We start from the raw sequence: 5,728 nt of genomic DNA on the forward strand, positions 1-5,728 counted from the left end.
GCTCCAACACAACATCAACCTGGCCCGGGCGGTGCTCGCCGGCAACTACTCCGGCGTGGCCCAGAAGCTCTCCGAGTGGCAGGCGCACTACGAGATGGGCCGCCGGGTCATCGCGGCCCAGGAGGAGGAACGCCGCCGGCTGGCCCGGGAGCTGCACGACGGTACGGCCCAGGGCCTGGCCGGCATCGCCGTCGAACTCGAGCTGGGCGAGCGCCTCCTCGACGCCGGCCCCGACGCGGCCCGGCGCCAGCTCCAGCGCCTGCGCTCCCTCGTGAAGGAGACGCTCATCGACCTGCGGCGCGTCATCTTCGACCTGCGGCCGATGGCGCTGGACGAGCTGGGCGTCATCTCGGCCATCCGGCGCTACGCCCACTACGTGGCGGGCCTGGGCGGCCCGCCCGTGGAAGTGGCGGTTCACGGGCCCGAGCGGAGGTTCGACGCCCCGCTGGAGGTGGCCGTGTTCCGGGTGGTTCAGGAGGCGGTATCCAACGCCCGGCGGCACGCCGGAGCTTCCCATATCTGGGTCACCGTGGAGGTTGGCGAGGGGTTCGTGCACGTCACGGTGAAGGACGACGGACGCGGGTTTGACCCCGACGCGGCCAGGCAGCAGGCGCGGGAGAGGGGATCCATCGGGCTTTTGAGTATGGAGGAGAGAGTCAAGCTGTTCGGTGGGCGGTTTGCGGTACACTCGGCGCCCGGCCTCGGAACGCGGGTCAGCGCCCGCTTTCCCGTGGTGAAGCTGCCGGCGGAGGGAAAGGAGTCGGCCAAACCATGAGCGAGGCGCCGCAAAAGACGCCAATCCGGGTTCTGATAGCCGACGACCATGCAGTGGTAAGGGCGGGTTTGCGGCGTATCCTCGAACTCGAACCCGACATCCGGGTGGTGGGAGAGGCAGCTGACGGATGGGAGGCGGTAGAAGCGACCGAGAGGGAGGGCGTCGACGTGGTTCTGATGGATATCAGCATGCCCCGCCTCAATGGTCTCGAGGCAACCCGGATGTTGCGAACGAAAGTGCCGTCGGCTCGCGTCGTGGCCCTCACCATTCACACGGACGACCAGTACGTGGTGGAGATGGCCAGGGCGGGTGCATGGGGATACGTGCTGAAAGGCGAGGAGCCGGGAGACCTCGTCACCGCCATCCGCCGCGTGGCTGCCAACCAGGTCTACATCCCCGAAGCGCTGGTGGGAAGCCTGGTGCGGGCCCTGCGAGAGCGGGCGTCCGCAGCGGGAGCGGGGCAGGCTGCGGCCGCGTCGGCCTCCGAGCCCCGGCCGGTTCAGGCGTACGGCGCGGTGCTGCCGAGGGAGGGCGAGCCGGGCGCCCTTCTCGGTGCCCGGCCGCTGCTCACCACGCGGGAGACCGAGGTGCTCTCGCTCATCGCCCATGGCCGCACCAACCGGCAGATCGCCCAGGCGCTGGTGGTCAGCGAGAAGACCGTTAAAAACCACGTGACGAGCATCCTGCGCAAGCTGAGGCTCAAGGACCGGACGCAGGCAGCCGTGTGGGCCATCCGATCCGGGTGGGTCCCATGATGGGCCGCGGCGTCAGTCTGGGACCGGGGGCCCACGCAACTCCACAGAAAAATGAGACCGCAGTTGGATGGTGGGGCACGAAGACGCCTGGTAGGATGGCACCAGGCTGATGCGGCACAGTCGCTGAGGCCGAGGTAGGGTATGGGGCGGCTGGCTGGGGCGGCACGCTTTAAAAAAGAATAACCCCCAACCCCCGGATGCCCGGCCCGCCGCTTCCACCTAAAGAAGGACGCCGCTCGACTTCGTCGAGCGGCGTTTTTGCTCGCGGTGAGAAGTGGCGTGTCCCGTTCGTCTTGTGCGGCATACCATGGCACGGCCGCACCACATCCGACGGGTTGGGCTCAGTGAGGTCAGGAAGCGGGGAGGGATGAGCTATCCCGCAGCCGTACGACCCCGTGCAGCAGCCCGACCCGTTCTCGCAGTTGACGCCTCGGGAACGAGAAGTGCTGGCACTGATGGCCCGCGGGCTGACCAACCAGGAGATCGCGCGCAGGCTCGTGATCAGCGAGCACACGGTCAAAAACCACGTGAGCAACATCTACCGCAAGCTGGGCAGCGACGACCGGACGCGGGTCGTTCTGATGGCTATCCGGGCGGGTATCGCCAGGATGGAATGAGGCGCGACGCACCGCAGGGATCCCACGGGGCCGGCCGCGCCAGCGGGTGTTGCGTTTGCCGGGCCGCCGCCGGGGCGTCCGGCCCGTTGGGCGTCGTGTCCTGCTTTCGATAGAATGGTGCCATGAGCGTCGACCCAGGGAGGCCCCAGGCCCCGGAGCCGCATGCGCTGGAGCCCACCGAGGTGCTCCAGGGCGTGGTGCGCCGGATTACCTTTCACAATGCGGACAACCACTACGTGGTGCTGCGCCTCGAATGCGAGCCCGGGCGGCCTCCGGCCACCGTGGTGGGCTACCTGACGCCGACCCCGGCGCCCGGCGAGGAGATCCGCGCGGTGGGGAGATGGACAACCCACCCGGTCTACGGGCGGCAGTTTGAGGCCGACGCTTATCAGCCGGTCACCCCTTCCACGCGTGAGGGTATCGAAAGGCTGCTCTCGTCCGGCGTCATCAGGGGCGTGGGCCCCTCGACCGCCCGCCGCCTGGTGCAGGCATTCGGGGAACGCACGCTCGACGTCATCACGAGCCAACCCGACCGCCTCGCCTCTATTCCGGGCATCGGCGCCCGCAAGGCACGGGCCATCGCCGAGCAGTTTCGGTTGCACCGGGCGGCGCAGGAGGCGCTTTCGTTCCTCTACAGCCTGGGGCTCGGGCCCGGGCTCGCGCGGCGAATCTACCAGCGTTACGGCGGCCGCACCACCGCCGCCGTGCGCGCGAACCCCTACGAGCTGGCCTTTGAGGTGAACGGGGTGGGCTTCCGCCGGGCCGACGAGCTGGCTGCCCGGTTCGGTATCGCACCGGACTCGCCGCGGCGGCTGGAGGCAGGGCTGTGGCACGTCCTGCAGGAGGCGGTCGAGGAGGGCCACGTCTTCGTGCCGCGACCGGCCCTCTTCGAGCGGGCTCGCCGTCTTTTGGCGGGGCGCGGCGCCGGGGAGGGGTACCCTGACCGGGCGCTCGACAGCGCGCTGGCGGCGCTGGCCGAGCGGGGAAGCGTCGTGCTCGAGGGCGAGGCGGTGTACCAGAGCAGGCTCCACCGGCATGAGGTGGAACTGGCGCGCCTGTTGCGGGAGATGGGCCGCGCCGTCTCGCAGCCGTGGCTTCCCTCCCGGTTCGAACAGGAACTGGCCCTGGCGGAGCGGCAGTTTGGCACCCGCCTGGCTCCGGAGCAGCGCGAGGCGGTGCGCAAGGCCCTGGAGGCCGGTGTCCTGGTGATCACGGGCGGGCCCGGCACGGGAAAGACCACACTGGTGCGCTTCATCGTGCACCTGGGGAGCCGGGCCGGGATTACCATGGCGCTGGCAGCACCCACGGGGCGGGCGGCCCAGCGGCTGCAGGAGGCCGTCTTTGCTGGACAGGCCCCGCCGCGCGGGGTGATGGCGCCCCGCACCATCCACCGCCTGCTGGAGCCCAAGGCCGCCTCGGGTGACGACGGGCCGCGCTTTTTGCGCGGGCCGAAGGCGCCGCTGGACGCCGAGCTCGTCATCGTGGACGAGGTTTCCATGCTGGACCTGTCACTGGCTTATCACCTGGTCGCAGCGCTGCAGCCGGGCGCGCGCCTCGTCTTCGTCGGGGACGTGAACCAGCTGCCTTCGGTAGGCCCCGGTCAGGTGCTCCGGGACCTCATCGAGTCGGAGCGCCTGCCGGTGGTAAGGCTGACCCGCATATTCCGCCAGGCCGCCCAGAGCCGCATCGTGGTGGGGGCACACCAGATCCTGGCAGGTCGCAGCATCATCCGCCCCACCTCGCAGGACGCGGCAAGCGGCGCGGCCGCAGGCGGCTCCGGGGCGGCGGCGGGGCCTCTCACAGGCGGCCGGCTCGTCGAGCGCAACAACCTGCGCTTCTTCGAGGTGCCCGAACCCGAGGCCGCCGCGCGGGCCGTTCAGCGCCTGGTGGCGGCAACGCTCCCGCAGCTGTGCGGGTTCGACCCGTTCCAGGACATCCAGGTCCTCACCGCCTCCCACAAGGGTCCCGCCGGCTCTGAGGCGCTCAATGCGCTCCTCCAGGAGGCCCTCAACCCCGCCGCCCCGGCAAAGCGCGAGCTCCGGGTGGGGTTGCGCATCCTGCGCGAGGGTGACCGCGTCATGCAGACCCGAAACGACTACCAGGCCCGCCTGGTGGCCGGCGGCGAGGCGCCGACCGGGGGCGACGGGGAGCAGACAGGCGTCTTCAACGGCGAGATCGGCCGCATCGTGCAGGCGTTCCCCGACGAGAGGCTACTCCATGTGCGGTTCGACGACGGCCGCGTCGTGGAGTACGACGATGAGCGCACGGGCGAGCTTCAACTGGCCTACGCCATCACGGTTCACAAGAGCCAGGGAAACGAGTTCCCCTGCGTTGTGATGCCGGTGGTGTGGACCATGCCCGCCCTCATGAACCGTCACCTGCTCTACACGGCCCTCACCCGCGGCAAGCGGCTGGTGGTGCTGGTGGGCGACCGGAGGGCGGTCAACGCATACATCCGCAACGCTTCGGTGGGGATCCGCTTCTCGGGGCTCGCCCGCCGGCTCCAGAGCGCATGAGTGTCTGAAACGTGGCAGAGGTTAGCATCAGCAAACCAGAAGAAGGATTGTGTCGGTAGAGGGCGAACTGCGCACACCCGGAGGCCGCGGGTCATTTTGTGCCTCGCGCCATCCGATATCGGGAGTGAAGTTCGAAGTCGCCACCGGTATCCGATGGTCGCCGTCAGAGGGAGAAACGTCAAGATGCCGGACTCAAAACCAGTCACGCTGGCACTTCTGGGATGCGGGCGGTTCGGATGGCGGCACCTGGAAGTGCTCAGGCGACTTCCGGGTGTTCGAGTGGCGGTGGTGGCGGATGTCGATGAACCCCGGGCCAGGCAAACCGCTTCCAGGTTCGGGGTTCCTTCATATACGACGGACTTCTACGAGGCGGCTGCCTGGCCGAGCGTCGATGCGGTCGACGTGTGCCTGCCGACCTACCTTCATGCTCCTGCGGTCGTCGCCGCGGCGCAAAACGGCCGCCACGCCTTCTGCGAAAAGCCTCTGGCGCTTTCGGTCGAGGACGCGGCGAGAGCGGCTTCGGCGTGCGACGGGGCCGGCGTCAAGCTGCAGGTGGGGTTCTGCCGGCGCTTTGACAACGGGTGGCTGGCGGCGGCGGACGTGGTCCGGCAGGGGAAGCTCGGGCGCCCCGTGGTGTGGCGGCACGCCACCGGGACGTCGGGGGCGCCTCAGCCGTGGTTCTTCGACCGCAACCGGGGCGGCGGACCGTTCGTGGACGGCGCCATCCACTGGTACGATTTCGGGCGCTTCTTGTTTGGTGAGGTCGAAAGCGTGATGGCGTCCACCCGCATCATGCAGCCCGGGCGGACGGCGCCGGACACCGGGATGGTCAGCGTGCGGTTCGTGTCGGGTGACGAGCTGCAGCTCATGTGGAGCTGGGGGCTGCCGCCTCACGTTCGGGTGGACGAGCTTCACGAGGTCCTTGGCCCGGACGGGGCGCTTTCCATGCGGCCCCGGGGCGACCAGTTGCCGCCGGCGGCGGACAAGCCGGGGTACACGGTGGACGGCGCCAAGGTTTTCGACAGCGTGCCGCATGCCAACGGGGTGGATCCCGGCAGCCTGGGG

5 protein-coding genes are annotated in these 5,728 nt (G+C 69.4%); all 5 read left to right on the forward strand.

Annotation, left to right across the window (positions count from 1 at the left end; all coding sequences use genetic code 11):
* The coding region (locus AB1609_14430) for a sensor histidine kinase (GenBank protein MEW6047655.1) at positions 1-775 on the forward strand (775 nt) is incomplete at its 5' end.
* Complete coding sequence (locus AB1609_14435; GenBank protein ID MEW6047656.1) at positions 772-1,530, forward strand: response regulator transcription factor; 759 nt, start codon at positions 772-774, stop codon at positions 1,528-1,530. The genes AB1609_14430 and AB1609_14435, both read left to right, overlap by 4 nt.
* A 395-nt stretch (positions 1,531-1,925) precedes the next feature.
* Positions 1,926-2,147, forward strand: a complete 222-nt coding sequence (locus AB1609_14440; GenBank protein MEW6047657.1) for a response regulator transcription factor — start codon at positions 1,926-1,928, stop codon at positions 2,145-2,147.
* 122 nt (positions 2,148-2,269) lie between these two features.
* Positions 2,270-4,663 (forward strand): ATP-dependent RecD-like DNA helicase, encoded by a 2,394-nt coding sequence (locus AB1609_14445; GenBank protein ID MEW6047658.1) that lies wholly within the window; start codon positions 2,270-2,272, stop codon positions 4,661-4,663.
* Between the two features lie 183 nt (positions 4,664-4,846).
* The coding region (locus AB1609_14450) for a Gfo/Idh/MocA family oxidoreductase (protein MEW6047659.1) at positions 4,847-5,728 on the forward strand (882 nt) is incomplete at its 3' end.

It is taken from the genome of Bacillota bacterium (assembly GCA_040754675.1).
Lineage (GTDB): Bacteria > Bacillota > Limnochordia > Limnochordales > Geochordaceae > Geochorda.

Coding starts and splice junctions, on each gene's coding strand:
- AB1609_14435 (MEW6047656.1), top strand. CDS start 772: ATGAGCGAGGCGCCGCAAAAGACGCCAATCCGGGTTCTGATAGCCGAC.
- AB1609_14445 (MEW6047658.1), top strand. CDS start 2,270: ATGAGCGTCGACCCAGGGAGGCCCCAGGCCCCGGAGCCGCATGCGCTG.